Here is a 22615-nt window from a genome sequence, read left to right on the forward strand (position 1 = left end):
AAATATGCTGGGTTTCACGATGGATCATGTGAAAGAGACCGGAATTATTGTTCTTGATGATATGCACAAAGCTGATTATGAGAAAACGGCAAAAACGATAATGAAAGAACACGGATTCAAATGCCTATCCCTAAGAAAATATACACTGGATGAACTTGGCAGATTCTCTTACTGTTCATTTAAATAGTACCGGCGCCGGGACGATGCAGAAGCAAAAAATGCCGGATAAAAAAACAGATATTTCTTGCCGCTATCTTTTATGAAACCCGTACGCGTGGGTATTGTAACCGCCTGGGCGGAATGCGGGATGGGGCACATCGCCCGGAACTGGGTTCACAGCTTTGACAAACACCCCGACCAGATAAACTACAGCATATTTTCCAGAGGCAACCCCTGGTTGACGCCCCTGCGCTGGCATGGCGAAAAAATAGTTGAGGGCCCCGAAAGTATGGATATAGACCACCCGCTGTTCTGGGGCTGGGTTGAGGATTTTAAGCCGGAAATCCTTCTTTTTCAGGATCAGAACATTTACGGAAAAAGCGGGATGAAAGAGGAAAGCGGCCAGCTCCATAAAAAAGGCATCAAACTGATAAACTATCCCGACTGGTTCCTCACCGGCATGATAGAAAAGATGAACGGCATTTACGATTTAAGTCTCGCCCACACGGAAAGGAACTTTCACTGGCTCAGGGAGGCGGGAATAGACAATACCGTTCTTATACGCTGGGGCGTCATACTCGATAATTTTAAATTCATACCGCGTAAAGCCGGAAACAAAGTCAGATTTTACACTAATGTCGGTTACGGCAGCCGTAGGAAGGGCTATCAATTCATACCCGGAACTCTTGAAAAAATGAAAGGCGGCTTTTTGCGCAGGATTTTAGCTCCGCGAAAACTTGATTTTGTTTTTACCGCCACCGCCCAGGAAGAAGCGCGGGAAATGATAAACCCGGAATTCATCAAATATTTTAAAAAAAACACTTCCTGCGAATTCAGCTTTAAAACCGCCGACAACACAAAGGGCGGCCTTTTTAATACAGGGGACGTCTATGTTTATCCCACCTGGCAGGAAGGCGTGGGGCTGACGATAACCGAAGCGATGGCTTCGGGAATGCCTGTTGTCACCACTGATTTTCCGACGATGAATGAATGGCTGGACGATGGAGTGGAGGGCCGGCTGATAAAAGTAAAAAAACTAAAAAAGGGGCGGAGGACGGCATTCACAAAAGCTATCATCGACACCTCTCACCTGGCAGGAATCCTTGAAGACTATATAAACAAACCTTCCCAGATAGAAGAACAATCTTATAACGCCAGAAAAAAAATTGAAAAAGACTACAACTGGGACGACAGGGACGACGAGATCCTCTCCCTGATGTCAAAATAATCTACCTGAGCTACTATATTAATTCTTTATTTTCCGCACCGGGAACCGGTTTCTATTTTTGCGGCGGGATACGGTAAAAGCCAAGCTCATCGGATTTACCCGGTACCGAACGGCGCTCAATGGAAAAAATTTTATCGTCAGCAATGTTCTTTTTCACGAGTCCTGTAAAATAATCTTCGATATGTTCGCCTGTTGCGGGTTTTACTGTTGCCAAACTTGAAAAGATCTTTGAGGCGGCGCTAAAACTGATAATTAAAACATCAAAATCCAAACGATCTTCTGCCTTAACATCACCGCTTTCCTGAAAAACCATATCATAGCCTTCTTCAATTTTCATAAGAGCTTTGCTCAAGAGACTTATGTCCTGTATCCGGTAATCTTCATGAGTGAAAATGATAAAGTCGCCATCGCCTTCAGCGACAGCCATTCGCAGTGACAGCATCAAAGCGTTCAAAGAACTGAACCGGGGGTCGCGTTCCCTGGCGAACTTGTCGATTTCAACATCCACTCCCCTTATCTTCATCCTTCCGACAGCGCGGTCATTGGCGACAATTTTTATTTTTGCCTGAGGGAAATACATGGCGTTATATTTGACCGTCTCTTTGAGCATATTTTTCCTGCCGTACGCTGGCCCGTAGCAGAAGAATATTTTCTTTTTCTGCAATTCCGCGTCCCATGTGCAGATCTTGCGCGCGGTAAAACCCCCGCGCAGATAATCCCGTGTCGCGCCCAGGCCCATGAAAGGGTCCAGAACGCTCCCCGCGTCAATATAAGTATTTTCAGGGTTCTTTGAATACAGCTGATGAACGAGCATATTACTCAACGGCCCCGCGCAGAAAAGAAATACCCTGCCCTTTATTTTGTTCTCTTCTATCCACCGGCCTATCTTGTCTATCAGAGCATAGTCTTCCTTCCACGAGTTGCGCGACACCCTGAAGATTTTTTCACTTATAAAAGGCAGTTTTTCGGGAACCGCCTTGTCATTGCACACTAAAACAACTTTCCTTTCTGCGAATACGCCGTTAATAAAGTTTTTTTGGAAATACTCATAGTTGGCATTCACAAACAGATTCGCCCAGGCCAGATGCGCTTCGTCCTGTCGCGAACTTTGTTTCATCCATTCAAAAGCGTCCGGGCCGACACAGCAGGGGCATCCTATGCCCACAAAATAATTCGCCGATTTGAAGGTGAACGCTTCGGTCATTTTAGTTCTATAAAACTCATCGCTCTCATCGCAGGGATCATATTTAAATTCACCGTGCTCTTTTTTAAGTATGTCTATCGCGTCACCCTTTAAGATCGCCATCTCACCGTCACCCCATCTTGAAAAAGCGAAGTGTTCTCCTTTTCTCAACTTGTCCAGAAAAAACAGCAGGGCCTTCTTAAAATCATCGCTGCGTAGATCGAAACTCAACACGGGAGGAAATGAACAGTATCTTTTGCCACCCAGAGACGCTATCGGATGCCGAAGGAAGTCTTTTATATTTTTTCTGATGTTTTTCAGGATGTGTCTCACCCTCATTTCAATATTATGTCATCCGTTTCGGCGAGGCCTTTTTCGCAACGGGTCTTTTTATCTCGTTCGGCGAGCTTTTTCTTCTCCTTGTTTTCAAGGTTTTCCTGCCTTTTACCGTGATACAGATGCAGCATCACAAGGCGGTTGGTGACGAGCTTCGCCGTCACGCCGGCCCAGTGCAGGCGCCAGCCTATGTCAAAATCCTCGTGGCCGTAACCGATATAGGAATTGTCATAGCCGTTCACAAGCTCAAAATCGGATTTGTAAATGGCCCAGCAGCCGCCGAAAACCTGCCTGCTTTTCTTCAAGCTCTGAAAAAAAGACGCGGGCACGGGAGAGAGCATGATCCCGTATTCAAGGAAACGGGTTTTGCCGAAGAGCCAATCTATCGTCAGTGCCGCAAAAAATGGAAAAGAAAATATTTTTCGTGATGTGTAGTTGCCGCCTATTATCCTGTCTCTCAGTTTTTGGGATATTCTCACAACACGCGATGTTATGTACCGGCCCTGCCGGAGTTCTTTGTTCACGACCGCCACACCCTTCGGGTGGACAAGTATGTCGCCGTCAATAAAAAACAACTTTTCGCCCGACGCCGTCTTCGCCGCCTTGTTAAGGGCAAGGGCCTTCCTGAAACCCCTGTCCTCCTGCCAGAGATGCGTTATCCTCAACGAATCCCTGAACTCCGCTACAACATCTTCCACCTCTTTGCCGCTGCCGTCATCGGCGACTATCACCTCAAAATCTTTATCTGTCTGATCGACCAGGCTCTGAAGGCACAACCTGAAAAATTTGGCCTGTTTGTAAACATTCACGACGACCGAAACGCCGGGCCGCGCGTTAACAGCGCTCACAATCTGTTCCTCCCGCGCGAAAGATTCAGATAAAAATCAAAAATAGTCTCTTCGCTCCTGACAAGCAGCCGTTTCAGCGCGAAATTATCGGCAAAGGGAAAAGCGTTCTTCCCCTGTTTTATTACCACGGCATAGCGGTATCCCGCTATCTCCGCGATTTTTTTCACATTGGCGTTGTATCCGCCGTAAGGATAGGAAAAACTGAGCATTTTCTCACCCGTCAATTTTTCCAGATCATCTTTATTTTCTGAGATCTCCCTTTCCGCTTCGGCATCATCAATACGGTCAAGATTTTTGTGCGAAACGGTGTGGCCCCCTATTTCCATGCCCGCGGATGCCATTTTCCTTATTTCCTCCGGGGCCATCATCTCAAGGGGTTCTTCAACATCGGCGTCATGCCATAGATTCTTTTTGCCTATCGTAGAGCTCACCACATAAAAAACCGCCCTGAAACCGTATTTTTTAAGTATGCGGAAAGCCTCCGTGTAATTGTTCCTGTAACCGTCGTCGAAGGTTATTATCACTTTTTTTCTTCCGTCTTTGACCGTTCCTCCGGCAATGTCCTTGAATGTGACAACTTCATAACCGCCTCTTTTGAGATATGACATCTGTTTGTCGAATTTCGCCCCGCTCACCCATAATTTTTTGAGTTTTGAGCCGGCGGGTGGAGTCCCTATCTTGTGGTACATAAGTATGGACACACCCTCTGTTTTTTTTCTCCACCAGTTCCATCTCGCCGAAAAAGCCAGAGCGAGGATAGCCGCTAAAAAATAAATCATTCTTTTAAGCCCGTCGTCAGTTCGTAAAGCTTGAAATATTTGACTCCGGCGTAAAAAGCCGAAATAGATGCATAGATAAAACCCGCCACGCCGTCCAGAAAGCCCAGTTTGAAAAAATACCTTACTCCGAACTCGTACGGTATTCTGAAAAAAGCGCTGACAGGAAATTTCTTTCCTTTTTGAAATTTCTCGCGCGCGATCATTGAAGTGTAAAGATTGAATTTTTGAAAATAGGCGGACAGGTCCCTGTAACTCCGGTGCTCTATGTGTCCTTTGAGTTTCCCTGTTCTGCCTCTTACCGCCACAGACTCGTGCACGGCTTCAGCGCCGAACCCCGCGGTATTTTTGTTGAATAACCGTATATGCTTTTCACCGCCAAGTCCCCCGAAACGCAAACGGCGGTTCATAAAAAAATTGTGAAAAGGTATATTATACGCGGCAATGGCGGGATTGGAAGACAACGCGAGGATCTCATCCCTCAGCTCATCCGAAACCCTTTCGTCCGCGTCAATATTCAATACCCATTCATTGGAAGTTTTTGAAACGGCAAAATCCTTGAGCGGCCCGAAACCCAGCCATTCCGACTGAGATATTTTATCCGTGTATTTTTTACAAATATCAACGGTACCGTCGGAACTTCCGGTGTCGACGACAATTATCTCATCCGCCCACCTGATGCTTTCAAGACAGCCGGCTATCCTGGCTTCCTCATTTAGCGCGATCACAATAACGCTGACTTTCATAAATCTCCTTTCAATATCTTTTCCGTGCTTTCCGCGAATTTCACGGGATCAAACATGTCTTCCGCCCTCTCCGCCGCCGCCCTGCCCATTGATATGCGCGCGGAGTCGTCTTTGAGCAGGCGTTCAATTGCCACCGCCATTGCCGCGGGATCATCCGGGGCGACGATCAGGCCGCTGACGCCGTCTTCCACCAGTTCACTCAAACATCCGGCCGTTGTGGCCACAAGAGGCTTTCCGCAAGCCATCCATTCCGCGGCAACGCGCGAAACAGCTTCGGAGCCGGAAGAGGCTATAACGCCTATATCGCTCGCTCTCATATAAGATCCCGCATCATCCGCAAAACCCGTGAACACAATATTTCCGACGGCGTGCTTTTCCGCAAACGCTTTAAGCTGATTTATTTTAACATTTTTTTCTCCGCCTATCACATAGAAAAAAACATCCGGAAAACTCATCGCGACGATCGCGGCGGCCTTTATAAAAGTTTCATGGCCTTTGACCGGATCCAGGCGGCCCACAATGCTCACATTGTGTTTTCCGGCGAGCTTGGCGGGAACGGCGCTGTCGGTAAAATTCATATCCATGCCCTGACGCACCACATTTATTTTTCCGGGAGGTAAACCTTTGTTCACAAAATCGTCTTTTATGAATTCCGCAGCCGCTATAAAAGCGTCTGTTGTATTCCACAAATAGCCATGTTTCCCGACAGGCCTCGCGTCCGCGTAGGTCCTGACGAGGCGCGGGCGGGCTTTTGTTAATATTTTGGCCATGGCGCAGAGCATATGCGATCTCCCGTCGTGCGGATTAAGGCACTCTATCCCCTCTGCGCTTATAAGTTTCATCAGGTCAAAGATCGAGGCGGCGGATGAGAACCAGGCAGTTTTGACGCCGCGCTTTTCCGCCGAGTCGGCGGGCGGCTTTCCCTCGAGCCCCACAAAAATGATTTTGTGCCCTTTATTTTTCAGCCCTTCTGCCGCTGCCAGAGCGTAGGAAGTGATACCACTGTCCCATCTTTCAAAATCAAGGACGGCTATATTCATTTCAGCACCGCGATGTCCTCTATTCTGATCTGATCCAGGCCGTTGGCGCATATCAGCGCTCCCGAGCGGAGAACCTCTTCCAGCCGCGCGGCGTTATCGCCGGAATACGCGCTTTTCCCGTGAGGGAAATGAAGGCTTACGGCCTCATTCGTGGCAAGCCTTCTCTTGATACCGGCGTTTGCGAGCCTGGTATCCAGCTCGGAATCCTCACAGTAGGCGCCTCTAAAATCATTGTTGTAGCCGTTGACCCTTTCGTAATCTTTTCTGTGAACACCCCAGCATCTTCCGGACATGTTTGAATTTTTCTTGAATGACTGTGTAATGGCCGATAAGAACCGGGGGAGCAGAAAACCGTAAGTGCAGTACCGGGTCTTGGCAAAAAAACCGTCTTTTCTTATCCTCCATTTGACGGAACCGCTAAAGATATCCTTCGCGGAAAATCCGTTTTTCAGGATATGAGCGGCTATCTTCTCGGACAAAAGCACCGAGCGTGTGACCATGTATTGCCCTTCGCATATATACTCTTTCGACCTGCTGATGTAATCGGGGTGGGCAATAGTGTCCGCGTCAAAAAAATATAATTTGTCTCCCGATGATATTTTGACGGCTTTGTTTATCGCCAGGGTTTTCCTGAAACCGTCATCCGCCTGCCACACATGCTTTATATTCATCCTGCCGCGGAACGAATCCGCTATTTTTTTTATTTCCGGGCCGCTGCCGTCATCGGCGATGATGAGTTCAAAATCACTGGAAGTCTGGCCGGCGAGGGCTTCCAGGCAGAGCCTGAAGAGTTCGGCCCTGTTATAGGCGGCGACAATAACGGATATTCCCGGACTCATTTTTTTATATTATATTTGGGGTCGTTATACATCTTGAACTGGCGGTAAAGTTTTATCTTCTTTCTGCCGGAAGCGATATCGTCATAGAGCCCGCTGAGTTCTTCCGCGAGATCATCCCGCTGTTCGGTCAGGATCTTCAGTTTTTCGCGGCAGCTTTTTTGGTGTTCGGCTGAGGCGTCAGCGCGCTCAAGCTGCTCGGCCATATGAAACCTCTTGAGCTCGAAGATAGCTATCTTATCCGCGAGAGTGCCCAGTGTCTCAGCCATTTTTGCCCCCTTTTCTGAGGGCCATCGCCATCTCGTCTATCTTTTCTATGAGATCGTTCCTCTTCTGGTTGAGCTTATCAACGGCGCGTTTGGCGGCGGCCACGGGCGCGTCATCTTTAACCCTGGCCTTGTCTTCCTCGTGCCACAACTGTATGTTCGTCATCGCGAGCTCACTCACAAATTCACCGAATTTCTTTTTCATTTCTTACCCCTCCTTATTCTTTCCCCTAATTTACGTTCTCTAAAGCATTAGGGGATTTTAACTTTTTTTTAGCGCTTTGTATAAGTTTTCTTTGGTCAAAAACTCTATTTCAGCAGGGTCATCCAAAAACCGGCGGACATCATTTCTCGCTTTTTTTATATCCGCCGATTCTATGACTTTCCTCAATTCTGATTTCCAGTTTTTTTCATTAACCTCCGGATATTCTGTTGAAGTCTGTTTTATCGCATTGTTAAGCATGACAAAGTTGGGGGTTAAATTATATTTGTTCAAATACCATAGCAAATCATACCAATCCCTTCCTTTTGTGTACTCCCTGAAAAAAACGGCATGCAGTTTGCCCGCAAACAGCGACGGCAAATCATAATGCAGAATATAAAACATAAAAACAGAATTGCACAAAATCACTTCCTCCTTACCCCCCGCCGGAGGATTTGTGTCCACTTCAATTTTCACGGAAATTTTTTCATCGCTGTGACTGCTTACTCCGCAATCAAAAAGAAGACCCTGAAATTTAAAAAATGCGCTCTTGACGGTTTTATCGCCGCTGTATTTTATTTCCGGGCTGTAACCTGATAACTGCAATTCTTTTTTAAGGATTTTTAACATATCCTCAAAATCTATCCCCCTGCTTTTTGCCGACAAACTAAAGTCAAGATCTTCTGAAAATCTTTTAATTTTATGAATGATTCTTAGCGCCGTGCCTCCGGTAAAAACCAGTTCTGTGTATATCTTTTTTTTGAAAAGAATGTAAAGCAGATATTTCTGAATATATTCCCGTATCCTGTTTTTATTTTCTTCGCATGAAAAATTCGCATCTATGATTTCTTTAATGTGGTCTTTCATATAGTTTTATATTTTTCCTCACTTTTAATAAATTCAATTAACGCTTTACTGATTTTTCTCACACGTTTGTTATATTTCAAACTGTATAAACCCAGCCGCTGCTGATCTACAATCTCCGAATTCTGCAGCCGCAGCGATTTCAACTCCGCCTCCGAACCTTTGAATTCCGTTCTCAAATAAAAAAAATCAAGAAGCGCTTTTTCAGGTTCTGCGATAAAAAAATTCTGCCCGTCAGTTCCTGATTTTTTAAATCCGAAAAACAATTCCTTCTTTATTGAATTATACTCAAACCTGCCCATCCGGTTTTTAATAGTTTTTGTTTTTCTGGCGCTCACGGAAGTGATTACGGTTACTTTCTCGGGTATCAGCCCATAAAAAGAAAGTGCATATTCCAGGCTCAAATACGAAGGAGAATATAGAAAATTGGCAATAAACGAAATAGACGGATTGATTTTTCTATACTCATCGCTGAAAATATATGTCCCCTTTTTTAATTGGATCAGGTAACCTTTTTTGAGCCAATCGCTCACCTGCCGCCGTAAATTTTGCGCTTTATCAAAAACAGAAAATGTGCTTCCGTCAATTAAGACCGCATCTTTGTAGATTTGAATAAATTCTCTAAATTTCATTTCCCCACCTTGATATTTTTATCAATCTACGGAAATATTATAAAAATTCGGTGAGGGCGTCAATACCTGCAATAATTAGCACTTATGTATTGCCAGCATATCCGCAGCTTCCTTCACCACTTCTTCCGACCTTAAATCTTTCATACATATCATGCTGTCGCACTCCGTGCGGCTGCAGGCGATACAGGGCACATCAGCCTGTAAAGCGCGGTGCTCTTTTTCTTTGGGCGTCCAGCACTCCCTGAAAGTCGGGCCGGTCATAACAAGTGTGGGGGTGCCCACAGCCGCCGCCAGATGCCTGACGCCGTTATCGTTGCTCACAAGCAGCTTACAATTATATAGCAATGAGGCAAGCTCCCGTAATTTTGTCGGCGGCGCCATGAGAGCCTTCTCTTTCATCATATCCATCACGGACTTCACATAATCTTCCTCGCCGGGCCCCCAGACAAAAACAGGCATAAGGCCGTGGCTACGCATCAGGATATCAGCCAATTCGGCAAAATGTTCTTTTGTCCATCTGCGCGCCGGCCGTCGGCTGGTCGCAGATATGGCCACAAGCCCGGCACGGCCTTTTTCACGGGAATAATCCGCGAACATTTTCTTTTCCTCATCTGTGAGATAGATCTTTATCGGCCTCGGCGACGCGGATATTCCCAGCGCCGCTAGCATCCTGAATTTTGTATCGCTGACATATTCGGGGCCGGATGAGGCCGGCACGGTTTTTGTGTAGAAAAAAGCGCTTCCTTTTTTCGTAAAACCCAGCTTGAGAGGCGACCTCGCGAAAAGAGTGAGGCCGCGGCTTCTGGGATTGCCCAGGAAATCCATCACGACATCATATTTTTTCTTTCTTATTTTTATAAGCTCCGCAAAAGGCTTTTTGAAATTATATGATATGACCTCGTCAATATAGGGATTGTTTTCAAAGATACCCGAGAAGGCCGACGAGACGACAAATGATGTCCGGCAACCGAGATATTTTTCTTTGAGCGCCCTGAAAACCGGCTCCGTCAGAATACAGTCGCCTATCTGCTTTATCTGTATTACCAGTATCTCTTTAATTTCCATTTAAAACCTTCCTGTAAACGGCAAGCGTGCCTTCCGCGGTTTTTTCGGAGCTGAATTTTTCGGCGATGTTCCTGCCCTCATCCGTCAAAGCCCTTCTCAAACCCGCGTCGGAGACAAGCCTGATTATTTTTTCTGCCAGATCCGGCGCGTCGCCGGGGTCGGCTAATAAGCCGTTTTCGCCGTCTTCAATAATTTCTTTAATACCTCCGGCAGAGGTTGATACCACGGGAACTCCCGACGACATCGCGTCTAAAATGGAAGTGCCCAGACCTTCCCATTTTGACGACATCGCAAAAATGTTAAAAATCTTTAAAAAATTCAGGGCATCTTTTCTAAAACCCGTAAAAACAACATTATCACCCGTGCCATTATTACGGCTGAAATCCATAAGTTTCCGTCTAAGCCCCCCGTCACCGACAATAACAAATTTCATATTTTTATTTTTTCCCAATGCTATCTTCGCCGCCTTCAAAAAAGTGAAGTGGTCTTTCTGTTCGGTCAAAGCGGCAATATTCCCGACTATTACATCGCTTTTGTTTAACCCTAATTCTTTGTAAAGGTAATCGCCCTTTAAATTTTCAAATTGCTCTTTTTTTATTCCCGAATACACAACATCTATTTTATCCGCGGGCACACCGTCTGATATTAAAATTTTTTGTATCGCCTTTGACACCGTTATAATTCTGTCGGCGCTCAGATATTTTCTCAAACATCTTATATGGAAATCCACTCTGCGCGCGGCAATTAGCGCGGGCTTGAAAGAAGCCAGCTTTTTCGCGATTAACCCGATCGAAAGAGCGTGGGCGCTGTGGCAATGGATTATATCCGGTTCTTCCCTGTTGATGTGTCTTGATATTTTGAAAGCGGAAAAAATATCGAATTCTCCAAGCATGGCCGCCGGGATCTTACTGATATGGCCGGCTCTTTCAAAGAGAGGGGATTTCCCGGGGCAGAATAAAAAATTCTCCACGCCTCTTTCTTTGAGGCCCTCCAGCAGATAGAGCACCTGCCTCTGCCCGCCGCGAAAAGTTTTCTCGGAATCAATATGAAAAACTTTCATTATGATTCTTTCTTCTCTTCGTATTTATAGGGTATGTGCACGGTAAAAAGAGAACCTTTTCCGAATTCGCTTTTAATGTCAACCCAGCCGCCCATCAGCTCAATGAGTTTTTTTGAAATACTCAGGCCCAGTCCCGTTCCCTGGAACTGGCGCGTTATTGAAGCGTCGGCCTGCTGGAAAGAGTCAAATATCTTCCCCGTATCTTCTTCTTTGATGCCTATCCCCGTATCCTCCACCTCAATGATAGCTATTTCATTGGCCGTCTGACAGGAAAGCGAAACATGCCCTTTCTTCGTGAATTTAAAGGCATTGGAAAGGAGATTGAATATCACCTGCTTAAGCCTCATCATATCCTGATAGAGAACAATGCCTTCCGGACAGGATGAACGGAATTCCACCTCTTTCCCGGGGGATGCGATCTCGCCTGAAACGGTGTTGATCAATTCCCTGAGATCGAAGTTCTCCGGCATAAGGTCTATCCGCCCGGCCTCTATTTTGGACAGATCCAGGATGTCGTTTATGAGATTCAGCAGATGATTTGAATTGCGCTGCACTTTTGAGAGTATGTCTTTCTGTTTCGCCGTGAGGACGCCGTATATACCGTCTTTGAGAAGATCCGTAAAACCTATTATGGCGTTCATGGGCGTGCGCAGCTCGTGGCTCATCGTCGCCAGAAACTGTGATTTGTATTTATCCGAACGCGCCAGCTTCTCGTTTTTGACGGCTATCTCCTTGTAGGCGTTTGCCAGGTCGCGTGACGACGATCTTATTTTTGCATCCCTCCCTGACTGGGCTGCGGAGATCTTGTCGGCCATTTTATTCAGCTGGAGCGCGAGGTTTTCCATCTCATCGCCGGTCCTGATCTGCGGGCGGTATGAAAAATTTCCCTGCGCAAATTCTCCCGCGCTCTTTGAAATTTCCTCCAGCGGAGCCGATATTTTGCTTGAAAAATAAAAAGACAGATAGCCGGCGAGCATAAAAGACACGACGGAAAAAAATATCCCTAAAAATTTTGCGTCGCGAAGGCTCTTGAAAACAACTTTGTGCGGCGCGCTCAGACATATCCTCCAGCCGGGAAAACCCGCTATCGGTATTATCACCTCAAAGATCTTCCGGCCGCCCCTGTTGAGCGTCCTTTTATAAATATCAATGTCGGAATACCTGACCGCTACAAGCGGAGATGCGTTTTTCTCATCCCCGCTGATATCGGAAAAAAGGGTCTTGCCCGCGTTATCGCGTATATAAAAAGACGCGCCCTCAACCGGAAGGATTTTTTCGAGGATATTCAGCAGTGAGTCCGGATTGATCAGCGCGGCGAGATAATTGTTTTTATTTGTTTTTGACACCAGCGCTATAGAAGAACCTCCCTCTGTTTTGATGACATGCGGGGTGTCCTCCATGCGGCGGGCCCGGAAGATATTCTTAAATTCATCCGGGGGATTCTCCCCATAGCGCGAGATGACATTCCCCGACATATCCGTGAACATCACCGATGAGAATATCTTATATTTCCTGTGTATCCTTTTCAGATATGCCTGGCGCGAAGCGTTATCCCCTCCGGGGAACAGATTGGAAGGAAGGTATGACTGCGCCATCACTGATTTCTGCGCGTTGAGAAGAAAATGTTCCGTGATCTTAGATGCGCTGTTTGTTAAAGCGAAAAGGGAATTCTCGATATAACCGGCCGAGCGGCGCTGCGCGAGCATCAGTACTATGAAAAAAACGAGCGGCACCGCCGCCACTGTCGAAAAAAACATGAGTATTTTATTTCTTATTTTCATCGCTCAAAACCCCGCTCCGCCCTGATCACGGGATGAATTTCTTGATCTTGGGCAGCAGGCGCTCCCATGTCACAGGTTTAATGACGTAATCATCGCCGCCGCAGATAAAAGCCTTCTCTATCTCGCCGATGAGCTCTTTCGCCGTCAAAAAAATTATCGGCACTTTCGCGGTTTTAGAATCTTCTCTTATGATCTTGCAGGCTGTATAACCGTCAAGCTTCGGCATCATTATGTCCATGATGATGAGATCGGCTTTATATTTTTTGAGTTTTTCAACGGCCTCCCATCCGTTTACCGCCTCCGCCACATCAAAACCGTATGCCCTCAGGCGTTCGCCCAGGATCTCCCTTGAATCCGGATCATCTTCAACTATCAGTATTTTTGACATATTATCCTCCCGCGCCGGCAATAGGCCGGCCTCTTTCTCTATCGTTCCGTATATTTACCGACTTTCTTTACAAGGTCCGAGGGTTTCAGCGGCTTTGATATATAATCATCGCAGCCGGCCTTCAGAGCCCTGTCCCTGTCGCCGCTCATCGCGTGGGCAGTGGCCGCTATCAGGGGCGTCGAGGGGTATTTGCCCTTTATTATCTCTATCAGATCCCAGCCCGATATTTTAGGCAGTGACAGGTCAACGAGGATCACGGAATATTCCGATTCGTCTATCTTTTTAAGGGCGTCTTCGCCGTCAACGGCTTCCGTCACCTCATAATCCGCCATTTCCAGGACTGTGCGGAATATCTCCCTTGAATCCGCGTTGTCCTCTATTATAAGTATTTTTTTCATTTCCCCGCCATGCGCTTCAGTATTTTCATGACCGTTGCCGGATCCGCGGCGCCGCGGCTTTCTTTCATGACATGGGCCACGATCCTTCCCGAAGCTTTTTCCTTGCCCGATTTATAGTCTTCCCACGACGAGGCGTTGGCCTTGACCGCTTCTTCCGCCAGTTTGATGATCGCGCTCTCATCGCTGACAATATCAACATCACCCGCAAGGTCGCGGGGTGAGGCACCGTCTTTAACCATCTTCGGGAAAATCGTTTTCAAAACCTGCTTATTTATCTTCCCTTCTTTTCTTAATTTAACCAGCTCGCATATATGGGCGGGCGGCACTATTTTTTTCAACTCTTCAAGAGACAGCGCGCTCTGATCAAATTCCGCGAGAAGATAGCTTATCACGATATTGGCCGCTTCTTCCTGCCCGTCCGGAGTAACGCCTGCGATAACTTCATCAAAATAGTCAGCCAGCACTTTTTCATCCGTGAGTATGTCCGCCTGATATTCGCTCAGTCCCCGGCTCATAAATTTCTTCTTCATTTCCAGCGGCAGAGAAGGTAGAGCTTCCTTCTCTTTTTTAAGCATCCCGGCACTGACATAGACGGGCTTCAAATCGGGATCCGGAAAATATCTGTAATCCGCGGCCTCTTCTTTTGAACGCATTGAAAAGGTCTTTCCCTTGGAGGAATTCCAGAGCCTTGTCTCCTGAACGACTTGCCCTCCGCCGTCCACGAGTTTTTTCTGCCTTTCTATCTCGTAAGTAGATGCGTCTTTCAGCTCCTTGAAAGAATTCATGTTCTTTATTTCCGCTTTCACACCCAGCGGCTCGTCCTCGGATCGACGGATAGATATATTACAGTCGCATCGCAAAGAGCCCTCTTCCATGTCGCAGTCGGAAACACCGGCATACCTCATTATCCTTCGCAAAGTCTTAAGATAATCAAAAGCAAGCTGCGGCGAATCAATATCCGGTTCGGACACGATCTCAAGGAGCGGCGTGCCGCATCTGTTCAAATCTACAAGAGAGCCGTCAACAGGCTCACTGCCTATAAAATGGAGAAGTTTGCCCGCGTCCTCCTCAAGATGCGCTCTTGTCAGTCTGATTCGTTTTTCACCAACATCGATATATCCCCCGCTGGCCAGCGGAAGCTCACATTGGGATATCTGATAAGCTTTGGGCAAATCGGGATAAAAATAATTTTTCCTTTCAAAAACTGAAAATTTTTCAATTTTACAATTAAGCGCAAGACCGGCCCGGATACCCAGTAAAACAGCTTCTTCATTTTTAACAGGAAGGACTCCCGGCTGTCCTGTGCACACGGGACAGATATTGGTATTGGGCGGGGCCTGTGAATCGGCGGCGCAGGAGCAGAACATTTTGGTTTTGGTCTTCAACTGCACATGCACCTCAAGGCCTATGCTGACTATAAAATCACTCATTTGAAAACACCGCCTCAATTTGTTTAGCCGTTTCTATGAGGAAAATATCCCTTGCCCTCGGAGCCATTATCTGAAAACCCACCGGCAGGCCCGCGGGATCTTTTCCGCAGGGGATGGATACGGCAGGCAGCCCCGCCATGTTCGCCGGGATTGTGTAAGCATCCTGAAGATAGAGGGAAAGAGGATCCGTTATTTCGCCCAGTTTGAAAGCCGTCCTCGGCGAGGTGGGGCTGATTATGACATCGGCTTTTTGAAAAGCGCTGTCGAACTCATTCTTTATGAGGCGCCTTATTTTGAGCGCTTTCATATAATAAGCGTCGTAATAACCCGACGAGAGCGCGAAAGCGCCCAGCATTATCCTTCTCTTGACCTCATCGCCGAAACCCTGCCCCCTTGTTTTGAAATATCCGTCTATGAGATCTTCTGATTCCGCTCTGAAACCGTATCTTATGCCGTCAAAACGGGAAAGGTTGGACGACGCTTCCGAGGGCGCGATTATGTAATATATCGAAACCGCGTATTCCGTTGAGGGCAATGAAACATCTATTATCTCAAAATCCCGGCTGAGTTTCTTAACCGCTTTATCAAACACCTCTTTCACTCCAGGGCTGCTTCCTGAAAATTCTTTGGGTATGCCGCAGACAAGTTTCCCTTTTTTCCCGGAAAGTTTTTCTATCTCGCGGGAAGTCTCATCTTTTTCATCCTTGCCGGCTATGATATTGAATATTTTTTCAATGCCGTCCATATCCTTCGCGAAAGGCCCTATCTGGTCCAGCGACGAGGCAAAAGCTATCAGCCCGTAACGCGACACCGCCCCGTAGGTCGGCTTCATGCCGCAGATGCCGCAAAATGACGCGGGCTGTCTTATGGAGCCTCCCGTATCGGAGCCCAGAGAATAAGGAACCAGCCCCGAGGCGACCGCCGCGGCGGAGCCGCCGGATGAACCCCCCGGCACTCTTTCCATATCAACAGGATTTCTCGTAGGGCCAAAGACGGATGTTTCTGTTGAAGAGCCCATGGCGAACTCGTCCATATTCGTTCTTCCCACGATCACAGCGCCGGCGTTCTCCAGTCTTGTCACAACTTCAGCGTCGTAGGGCGAAACAAAGCCCTCAAGTATCCGGGACGCGCAGCCGGCCGCCTCGCCCTTTATGACCATATTGTCTTTTATAGCCACTGGCTCACCCGCCAGAGGGAGATTCCTGTCGCCCGACGCAAGACGGCTGTCAATTCCTTCAGCTTTCCTGAGAGCCCTCTTCTCAAAAATTTCTATAAAGCTGTTTGTCCTGTCGCTCTTTATCTTCACTATGCAGGATGAGATATTTTCTTTTACGCTCATTCTATAACCTTCCTGACCTTGAAAAAGTCATCCTGCCTCTCCGGGGCATTCTTGAGTATTCTTTCTCTGGCGTCGCTGTCAGAAGACGGGAGATCGCTCCGCCAGACATTTTCCTCTTCAAAACGAAAAGGCTCAACTCCTTCGGTCGGAGCGCTGTCAAGTTTTTTAAAATATTCCAGTATCTTGTTGAATTCACCGGCAAAATCTTCCAGGCGCTCCTCCGGGATTTCTATTCTGGCGAGCGCCGCTATTTTTTTGATCTCGTCTATATTCATTTTTTCGCCGAGCCGGGCCCCTCTATCTCAATGTTATCTATAAGCCGCGCGGGCCCGATCTTCACGGCAAGAGCTATCAGGGCCTTTCCCCGCACTTCCCTCACATCCTCAAGCGATTCCCTGTCGCAGACAGAGACATAATCTATTCTGCCGCCGGCGGCTTTGAGCATTGCCCTTATTTTTCTTTTGATGGCATCGGCCGACGAACCGCGCGAGGCCATGAGGCGCCCCTCTTGCAGGGACTTTCTTAAAAGAGCCGCGCGTTCAAGTTCCCCGCCGGAAAGATAGCGGTTTCTGGAGCTGACGGCGAGGCCGCTCTTCGTCCTGACGGTCTCAACGCCCCTGATCTTCAGAGTGAGATCCAGATCCCGCGCCATTTTTTTTATCACCGCAAGCTGCTGATAGTCCTTTTTCCCGAACACGGCTATGTCCGGCCTTATAATATTAAAAAGTTTCAGGACCACCGTCGCCACGCCCCGGAAATGGCCCGGCCTTTTGAGCCCGCACAGATGCGCGGCAAGTCTTCCCGGTTCCACGAAAGTCTCAAAATCCGCCGGATACATATCCGCAGCCCCCGGGGTAAAAACCATATCAACGCCGTTCTCGCGGCAGATCCTCATATCTTTTTTCAAATCCGCCGGATAACTCGCGAGATCCTCTCCCGGGCCGAACTGAGCGGGATTGACGAATATGCTCACAACCAGAAAAGAGCACTGCTTCCGGCATTCCCTGATGAGTTTGACATGCCCCTCGTGCAGTGCGCCCATCGTCGGGACAAGGCCCAGCGTTTTTCCTTTCCGGCGCTTAAAATCGCAGATACGCGCGGCGTCTTTCGGCGAAACGGCCCTTATCACAATTTCTCGATCCTGTCGCTGAAGTGCGCGCGGGCTTCCTTCAGTATCTCGTGCACCTCTTTTCCGTCAACAGGGTCTTTCATCTCCGGCGCTATCTCGGCGAGAGGCTCTATCACAAAAAGCCGTTTGCGGAATTCAGGATGGGGAATGACGAGATCATCCCTCTTCACTATCTCGGAACCGTAAAGGATTATGTCTATATCCAGCGTCCGGGGGCCGTATTTTATCGCCCGGGCCCGGCCGTATTTTTTCTCCACGCTGTTCACTTTTTTGAGCAGTGCATCCGGCGATATGCTCGTTTTTCCGGCAACCGCCAGATTGATAAAATCCGGCTGATACTTCATATCCATCGGATCCGTCCTGTAAAAACTTGACACCTTCATGTCGTCAACGAAACGGCTCAGGTCCTTGAGGCTGCTCAGGAGCGTCTGATACGAATCGCCCACATTGCTTCCGAGAGACAGCGCTACCTCTTTTACATTTTTTTCTTCCATGGGCTCGCTCACTTTCCGCAAAGGATCTTCAATGTTTCAGCTTTATCCGTTGAAACGCTTATCGGTTTGCCCGCCGCCTTGAGGGCGGATGCGACGTCTTTCAGCCCGCTGCCTGTCACAAGGCAGACTATCCTGCTGCCCGATTTCACCTTCCTGTCTTCAAGGGCCTTTTTAAGTCCGGCGTAGGCTGTGGCTCCCGCCGGCTCCGGGAACAGCCCCGTGTTCGAGGATATCTCTTTTATGGCCTCGAGGATCGCCTCGTCACTTATCTCCACCGAAAAGCCGTCCGTCTCACGCACGGCCCGCACGGCGGCGAGGCCGTCGCGCGGCACATCCACGCTGATGGAATCGGCGATCGTTGTGGCGTTCACCTGTATCATCTCTATCTCTTCGGGCGACACATCTTTGCCTTTATATTTTTCAAGCGTTTTGTGGACGGCATCCGAATTTTTGACTGCACGGCCACGATCTTCGGGATGCTCTGCGTGAAACCCGCATAGAAAAGTTCGCGGAAGCCTTTCCACACACCGCTTATTATGTTGCCGTCACCGACCGGGACAAAAACATAATCCGGCACTTCCCATCCCAGATCCTCGGCGATCTCAAAAGACACCGTTTTCTTGCCTTCCCTCGTCCAGGGATTGAGTCCCGTGCTGCGGTTGAAACAGCCTATCTCCGTCGAGACACAGGCGCAAAGGTCAAAGGCCTCGTCATAAGTGCCCTGCACGGCGAAAACCTTCGCTCCGAAAAGGAGCAGCTGGGCTATCTTTGCCTGCGGGGCTTTTTCCGGAACAAAAATAATGCAATCCATTCCCACGCTCGCGGCAAGACACGCCAGAGAAGAGCCCGCGTTCCCGGTGGAAGCGCAGGATATCCTGTCCAGCCCGTCCTCGCGGGCCACGGTGAGCGCCACGGCGCCGGCCCTGTCCTTGAACGAGGCCGAGGGATTCCTTGTGTCGTCCTTGAAGAAAAGCTCAATGCCCCATTTTGAGGAAAGCCTGTCGCTCTTCACCAGGGGCGTGCCGCCGACCAGAAGAGGCGGCGTCAGCTTTGTATCAGCGAAGGGAAGAAATGGCAGATACCTGTATATGCCTTTTTCCAGAGATTTTTTCACAGCGTCAGCCTTTCGGCCTATGCGGGCGTAATCGTAAACCGCCTCAAGATTCCCTGAGCAGTCCGGGCACTGGTAACGCGCCTGCTTCAAGGAAAATTCTTTTCCGCACCTTAAACATTTAAAGCCTTTCAAATTTTCTGAGATCATAATCTTTTTAAAAACTCCTTTCTGGATAATGTTTCCTGTTCACCGCTTACCATGTCGCGGACAGTCACCGTCATATTTTTTATTTCATCCTCTCCCATGATCAGGACGAAACGGAAAGATGCCGCCGAAGCCTCTTTCAAAGCGTTTTTAAGTTTCGGCTTCGCGGAGATCACGCAAACCTTCCCCGTGCCTCTTATATCATCCGCGAAAGCTATAAGGCCGTCCACGGGCGCTCCGGCGGAAACGATCATGTAATCGGGTTTCTCCGGTGTAAAATCTATGAGAGGCATGATCCTGTCCACGCCTATCGCGAAACCCACCGCCGGCACATCTTCACCGCCCAGCAGTTTCACAAGGCCGTCATAACGCCCGCCTGCGGCGATGGCATCCCTGGCGCCTTTGGCGTAAAACTCAAAGACGCAGCCGTTATAATAATCCAGGCCCCTGACCAGCCTCACATCCGGCGTAAATCTGATTTGCCTGTCATTCAGCCCCTGCCTGATCTCTGTGAAATTATCGGCGCAGTCCGGGCACAGGGCTTCGCTCACATCCGGCGCGCCGGAAAGTATCTTTCCGCATGATTCAACTTTGCAGTCAAGTATCCTGAGAGGATTAACGCAGAGACGCTCCCTGCAATCATCGCAGAGGCCGTCAATCTTTTTTTCGGCGAAGGCCTTTAATTTCTTTTCGTACTCAGACCTGCACACGGGACAGCCGATGGAATTTATCTTCAATTCGTAGTCAAGGCCGAGTTTATTAAGCGCCGACGCGCACAAAGAAATTATCTCTATATCGGCGAAAGAAGTTTGGTCTCCGAAGTATTCGGCGCCCATCTGGAAAAACTGCCGTTTGCGGTCTTTTTGAGGTCTTTCATAGCGGAACATCGGCCCCGAATAATAAAGCCTCCGGGGCAGCGGCCGCAGAAGGCCTCCGCCTATGGCCGCACGGACAACTCCCGCCGTGCCTTCGGGGCGCAGGGTCAGGGAGCGTCCGGCCTTATCCGGAAAAGTGTACATCTGCTTCTGCACGATGTCACTGCCCCCGCCTATGGTCCGTTCAAAAAGAGCGGTGTCTTCAAAAATAGGCGTGTTGATCAGGCCATAGCCGTAGAGCCTCGCGGCTTCTTCAAAAATCCGCGAAACGCGGGAAAATCTTCCGGCTTCCTCGCCGACAATATCCCTTGTTCCTTTAGGTACATTATATATTTTCATAGCATTGCGATTATATGAAATGTTCCCTCTGTAAGCAAACCGTTTCTTTACCCTAATCCCTGCCTGCCGGCAGGTTGACATTTGACATATAAAGCATCCGCGCGACACGGCGCATCAATTCTGTTATATTAGCTCCGACACCTTCTTTTTGTTTTGAAATAAGTCACGAAAGTCAACGCCCGTCACCATTACTTCCTAAATAAATTTATAACGCGTAAGTGACGCGCAGCCAGATTTTTTCAATATCTTATTTTTGATCCCAAACAATAAATCCCGGCTGGCGGTTGCTGAAGAAATATCCTTATGGAATTGCATATATTCCTTGCGCGAAAAAAACACTTTAGCAAAATGTTGCACTGCAGAAGCTAATCTTGTCTTACAAGTCTGAGGAGCTGTACGAATCTCTTTAACAAATTCTTCTATTGCATCTTTAATTATCATCAGCATAAATTCTATAAATACTGTTGATTCGCCTTTTTGGTCAGAAGTGGACAAGGCTTCATAATATTCCTTTTGCTTATCCTTAATTAATGACTCAAGTGGTATAAATTCAAAAACAGGATAAGTGTTGATAAGAATCGCCGATTGCCAAAGCCTGCCCATTCTCCCGTTGCCATCGGAAAACGGATGAATAAATTCCAGTTTGTAGTGCACAACACTGGATTTGATAAAAGTATGTATCTCTTTTTCGTTTTTTAAAAAACCAAATAAATCACTTATAAGTTTCGGTACCTGAGTATATTTGGGTGCCATATGTATTATTTTACTACCTTTCATAACACCCACATTGCCCGAACGCAGTTTCCCCGCATCTATAGCAATGTCTTTCATAAGAGTTTTATGGGCCAATAAAAGAGATTTTAAGCTATTAACATTATACTGTTTGATCTTGCCATATACTTCAACTGCATTTTTAACTTCTAAAATATCTTTAGCCGGTCCGATTACTCTTTTATTATCCAAAATGTCCGTTACCTGAGATTCGGAAAGAATGTTGCCTTCTATAGCCAAACTTGCATGAATGGTTTTGATGCGGTTATGCCTGCGCAACCGAGGAGTGGGCGGAAAAACTTTAAAACCTTCACACTGACCGATTATGCGGCTGATGCTTGAGCACAAATTGACTATTTTTGAAGTAATTCTGAATGGCGGCTTCATGTAATGATAGTATCATATGATACTATCATTTGCAACATGCAGCCTTACCTAATTAAATTTGTTCTATAGGGTTCAGTCTCCTTCGATTTCACTCAGGATTATGGTGAGCGGAGTCGAACCAGATGATAGTGAGCCCATTCGACTCGCTCTGCGCGCTCAGGGTGGTGAGCTTGTCGAACCAATGCCTGAACCACTTTTGTCAATTATTTTATCCGCCTTAGTAAAGGAAAATAAATAATTGCAGGGGCAGAGTTTACTCTGCCCGCTGTTTTGTTTTTATAAGTACAGCTACGCGGTGATTCAAGGTTCAAAAGACAACCATTCTACACGAATGTTAGCTTTTTGAATGTGAAATTATTACTGCTGTTTTGAACAGAATGTGTGACTATTCAGGAAATATCAAGGAAGCCTTTTTCCTTAGGAACGTCACCTCACTCCATTAAATTGGGAATTTTGTCGTTTTCAATTTCTTCAATCCATTCGCCTATCTTATCTTCACGACATTGAACATCCCAAAACTTCTTACACTCATTCAAAAATTTAATAACTGATTCTTTCTGTCCCTTTTCTAATAAATCTTTTGCTAAAGACATATTTGGACCAAATGAATTCAATGTCGGCGAACCGGGTGTTTTAACTGCAGATAACAAATGATTTTTAGCTGCGGTTATATCATTATCTAAAACAGCTAATCTGCCAAGAATAAGATGTGAATCATAAATAGCATCTCCATAATTACAGCCTGTTTTTTGTTTTTCAGCAAGAATAAGTAACTCATTAGCGTA

23 protein-coding genes and 1 pseudogene are annotated in these 22615 nt (G+C 47.3%); 1 reads left to right on the top strand and 23 read right to left on the bottom strand.

Going from position 1 to position 22615, the window contains the following annotated elements:
• The first annotated feature begins 259 nt into the window (after window positions 1-259).
• Complete coding sequence (locus FP827_00505) at window positions 260-1387, top strand: glycosyltransferase (protein ID MBA3051566.1); 1128 nt, start codon at window positions 260-262, stop codon at window positions 1385-1387.
• Window positions 1388-1439: 52 nt separating this feature from the next.
• On the opposite strand, the gene FP827_00510 is transcribed toward FP827_00505, so the two are convergent.
• From FP827_00510 to FP827_00620, 23 genes and pseudogenes are all read right to left on the bottom strand, one after another.
• Window positions 1440-2909: a hypothetical protein gene (locus FP827_00510; GenBank protein ID MBA3051567.1), complete on the bottom strand. Its 1470-nt coding sequence runs from the start codon at window positions 2907-2909 to the stop codon at window positions 1440-1442.
• A complete protein-coding gene (locus FP827_00515; GenBank protein ID MBA3051568.1) occupies window positions 2906-3754 on the bottom strand; it encodes a glycosyltransferase in 849 nt (282 codons plus the stop codon). The genes FP827_00510 and FP827_00515 overlap by 4 nt, the downstream gene beginning before the upstream one ends.
• Window positions 3751-4533 (bottom strand): polysaccharide deacetylase family protein, encoded by a 783-nt coding sequence (locus FP827_00520; GenBank protein MBA3051569.1) that lies wholly within the window; start codon window positions 4531-4533, stop codon window positions 3751-3753. The genes FP827_00515 and FP827_00520 overlap by 4 nt, the downstream gene beginning before the upstream one ends.
• Window positions 4530-5276: a glycosyltransferase family 2 protein gene (locus FP827_00525; GenBank protein MBA3051570.1), complete on the bottom strand. Its 747-nt coding sequence runs from the start codon at window positions 5274-5276 to the stop codon at window positions 4530-4532. Before FP827_00525 ends, FP827_00520 begins: the two co-directional genes overlap by 4 nt.
• Complete coding sequence (locus FP827_00530) at window positions 5273-6367, bottom strand: glycosyltransferase family 4 protein (GenBank protein MBA3051571.1); 1095 nt, start codon at window positions 6365-6367, stop codon at window positions 5273-5275. Before FP827_00530 ends, FP827_00525 begins: the two co-directional genes overlap by 4 nt.
• The gene (locus FP827_00535) at window positions 6313-7155 is read right to left on the bottom strand and encodes a glycosyltransferase (GenBank protein ID MBA3051572.1); all 843 of its coding nucleotides are present in this window, start codon (window positions 7153-7155) and stop codon (window positions 6313-6315) included. The genes FP827_00530 and FP827_00535 overlap by 55 nt, the downstream gene beginning before the upstream one ends.
• On the bottom strand, window positions 7152-7421 hold the full coding sequence (locus tag FP827_00540) for a DUF4254 domain-containing protein (protein MBA3051573.1): 270 nt from the start codon (window positions 7419-7421) through the stop codon (window positions 7152-7154). Before FP827_00540 ends, FP827_00535 begins: the two co-directional genes overlap by 4 nt.
• Window positions 7414-7623 (bottom strand): DUF4254 domain-containing protein, encoded by a 210-nt coding sequence (locus tag FP827_00545; protein MBA3051574.1) that lies wholly within the window; start codon window positions 7621-7623, stop codon window positions 7414-7416. Before FP827_00545 ends, FP827_00540 begins: the two co-directional genes overlap by 8 nt.
• A 57-nt stretch (window positions 7624-7680) precedes the next feature.
• The gene (locus FP827_00550; protein MBA3051575.1) at window positions 7681-8487 is read right to left on the bottom strand and encodes a nucleotidyl transferase AbiEii/AbiGii toxin family protein; all 807 of its coding nucleotides are present in this window, start codon (window positions 8485-8487) and stop codon (window positions 7681-7683) included.
• Window positions 8484-9116 carry a hypothetical protein gene (locus FP827_00555; protein MBA3051576.1) on the bottom strand — a complete coding sequence of 211 codons (633 nt, stop codon included), beginning with the start codon at window positions 9114-9116 and terminating at the stop codon, window positions 8484-8486. Before FP827_00555 ends, FP827_00550 begins: the two co-directional genes overlap by 4 nt.
• A 75-nt stretch (window positions 9117-9191) precedes the next feature.
• Window positions 9192-10181, bottom strand: a complete 990-nt coding sequence (locus tag FP827_00560; protein ID MBA3051577.1) for a glycosyltransferase family 9 protein — start codon at window positions 10179-10181, stop codon at window positions 9192-9194.
• The gene (locus FP827_00565; GenBank protein ID MBA3051578.1) at window positions 10171-11241 is read right to left on the bottom strand and encodes a glycosyltransferase family 4 protein; all 1071 of its coding nucleotides are present in this window, start codon (window positions 11239-11241) and stop codon (window positions 10171-10173) included. Before FP827_00565 ends, FP827_00560 begins: the two co-directional genes overlap by 11 nt.
• Window positions 11241-13022, bottom strand: a complete 1782-nt coding sequence (locus FP827_00570; protein MBA3051579.1) for a HAMP domain-containing histidine kinase — start codon at window positions 13020-13022, stop codon at window positions 11241-11243. The genes FP827_00565 and FP827_00570 overlap by 1 nt, the downstream gene beginning before the upstream one ends.
• Before the next feature lie 25 nt (window positions 13023-13047).
• A complete protein-coding gene (locus FP827_00575; protein MBA3051580.1) occupies window positions 13048-13410 on the bottom strand; it encodes a response regulator in 363 nt (120 codons plus the stop codon).
• A gap of 38 nt (window positions 13411-13448) precedes the next feature.
• Window positions 13449-13808 carry a response regulator gene (locus tag FP827_00580; GenBank protein MBA3051581.1) on the bottom strand — a complete coding sequence of 120 codons (360 nt, stop codon included), beginning with the start codon at window positions 13806-13808 and terminating at the stop codon, window positions 13449-13451.
• Window positions 13805-15238 (bottom strand): Asp-tRNA(Asn)/Glu-tRNA(Gln) amidotransferase subunit GatB, encoded by a 1434-nt coding sequence (gene gatB / locus FP827_00585; protein MBA3051582.1) that lies wholly within the window; start codon window positions 15236-15238, stop codon window positions 13805-13807. Before gatB ends, FP827_00580 begins: the two co-directional genes overlap by 4 nt.
• Window positions 15231-16577: an Asp-tRNA(Asn)/Glu-tRNA(Gln) amidotransferase subunit GatA gene (gene gatA, locus FP827_00590; GenBank protein MBA3051583.1), complete on the bottom strand. Its 1347-nt coding sequence runs from the start codon at window positions 16575-16577 to the stop codon at window positions 15231-15233. Before gatA ends, gatB begins: the two co-directional genes overlap by 8 nt.
• The gene (gene gatC / locus FP827_00595; protein ID MBA3051584.1) at window positions 16574-16852 is read right to left on the bottom strand and encodes an Asp-tRNA(Asn)/Glu-tRNA(Gln) amidotransferase subunit GatC; all 279 of its coding nucleotides are present in this window, start codon (window positions 16850-16852) and stop codon (window positions 16574-16576) included. The genes gatA and gatC overlap by 4 nt, the downstream gene beginning before the upstream one ends.
• Window positions 16849-17706, bottom strand: coding sequence for a pantoate--beta-alanine ligase (locus FP827_00600; protein MBA3051585.1), 858 nt, complete (start codon window positions 17704-17706; stop codon window positions 16849-16851). The genes gatC and FP827_00600 overlap by 4 nt, the downstream gene beginning before the upstream one ends.
• The gene (gene folK, locus FP827_00605; GenBank protein ID MBA3051586.1) at window positions 17703-18200 is read right to left on the bottom strand and encodes a 2-amino-4-hydroxy-6-hydroxymethyldihydropteridine diphosphokinase; all 498 of its coding nucleotides are present in this window, start codon (window positions 18198-18200) and stop codon (window positions 17703-17705) included. The genes FP827_00600 and folK overlap by 4 nt, the downstream gene beginning before the upstream one ends.
• A gap of 8 nt (window positions 18201-18208) precedes the next feature.
• Window positions 18209-19461 (bottom strand): annotated as a pseudogene (gene thrC, locus FP827_00610) (threonine synthase).
• Window positions 19458-20753: a histidine--tRNA ligase gene (locus tag FP827_00615; GenBank protein MBA3051587.1), complete on the bottom strand. Its 1296-nt coding sequence runs from the start codon at window positions 20751-20753 to the stop codon at window positions 19458-19460. The pseudogene thrC and the gene FP827_00615 overlap by 4 nt, the downstream one beginning before the upstream one ends.
• A gap of 114 nt (window positions 20754-20867) precedes the next feature.
• The gene (locus FP827_00620) at window positions 20868-21830 is read right to left on the bottom strand and encodes a Fic family protein (GenBank protein ID MBA3051588.1); all 963 of its coding nucleotides are present in this window, start codon (window positions 21828-21830) and stop codon (window positions 20868-20870) included.
• Window positions 21831-22615: the final 785 nt, after the last annotated feature.

The sequence above is a fragment of the Candidatus Omnitrophota bacterium genome (assembly GCA_013791745.1).
Lineage (GTDB): Bacteria > CG03 > CG03 > CG03 > CG03 > CG03.

Bases quoted from the DNA above. Each gene is read 5' to 3' on its own strand.
- FP827_00505 (MBA3051566.1), top strand. From the start codon at position 260: ATGAAACCCGTACGCGTGGGTATTGTAACCGCCTGGGCGGAATGCGGG.
- FP827_00510 (MBA3051567.1), bottom strand. From the start codon at position 2,909: ATGAGGGTGAGACACATCCTGAAAAACATCAGAAAAAATATAAAAGAC.
- FP827_00520 (MBA3051569.1), bottom strand. From the start codon at position 4,533: ATGATTTATTTTTTAGCGGCTATCCTCGCTCTGGCTTTTTCGGCGAGA.
- FP827_00525 (MBA3051570.1), bottom strand. From the start codon at position 5,276: ATGAAAGTCAGCGTTATTGTGATCGCGCTAAATGAGGAAGCCAGGATA.
- FP827_00530 (MBA3051571.1), bottom strand. From the start codon at position 6,367: ATGCGCCAACGGCCTGGATCAGATCAGAATAGAGGACATCGCGGTGCT.
- FP827_00535 (MBA3051572.1), bottom strand. From the start codon at position 7,155: ATGAGTCCGGGAATATCCGTTATTGTCGCCGCCTATAACAGGGCCGAA.
- FP827_00540 (MBA3051573.1), bottom strand. From the start codon at position 7,421: ATGGCTGAGACACTGGGCACTCTCGCGGATAAGATAGCTATCTTCGAG.
- FP827_00545 (MBA3051574.1), bottom strand. From the start codon at position 7,623: ATGAAAAAGAAATTCGGTGAATTTGTGAGTGAGCTCGCGATGACGAAC.
- FP827_00550 (MBA3051575.1), bottom strand. From the start codon at position 8,487: ATGAAAGACCACATTAAAGAAATCATAGATGCGAATTTTTCATGCGAA.
- FP827_00555 (MBA3051576.1), bottom strand. From the start codon at position 9,116: ATGAAATTTAGAGAATTTATTCAAATCTACAAAGATGCGGTCTTAATT.
- FP827_00560 (MBA3051577.1), bottom strand. From the start codon at position 10,181: ATGGAAATTAAAGAGATACTGGTAATACAGATAAAGCAGATAGGCGAC.
- FP827_00565 (MBA3051578.1), bottom strand. From the start codon at position 11,241: ATGAAAGTTTTTCATATTGATTCCGAGAAAACTTTTCGCGGCGGGCAG.
- FP827_00570 (MBA3051579.1), bottom strand. From the start codon at position 13,022: ATGAAAATAAGAAATAAAATACTCATGTTTTTTTCGACAGTGGCGGCG.
- FP827_00575 (MBA3051580.1), bottom strand. From the start codon at position 13,410: ATGTCAAAAATACTGATAGTTGAAGATGATCCGGATTCAAGGGAGATC.
- FP827_00580 (MBA3051581.1), bottom strand. From the start codon at position 13,808: ATGAAAAAAATACTTATAATAGAGGACAACGCGGATTCAAGGGAGATA.
- gatB (MBA3051582.1), bottom strand. From the start codon at position 15,238: ATGAGTGATTTTATAGTCAGCATAGGCCTTGAGGTGCATGTGCAGTTG.
- gatA (MBA3051583.1), bottom strand. From the start codon at position 16,577: ATGAGCGTAAAAGAAAATATCTCATCCTGCATAGTGAAGATAAAGAGC.
- gatC (MBA3051584.1), bottom strand. From the start codon at position 16,852: ATGAATATAGACGAGATCAAAAAAATAGCGGCGCTCGCCAGAATAGAA.
- folK (MBA3051586.1), bottom strand. From the start codon at position 18,200: ATGGAAGAAAAAAATGTAAAAGAGGTAGCGCTGTCTCTCGGAAGCAAT.
- FP827_00615 (MBA3051587.1), bottom strand. From the start codon at position 20,753: ATGTCAACCTGCCGGCAGGCAGGGATTAGGGTAAAGAAACGGTTTGCT.
- FP827_00620 (MBA3051588.1), bottom strand. From the start codon at position 21,830: ATGAAGCCGCCATTCAGAATTACTTCAAAAATAGTCAATTTGTGCTCA.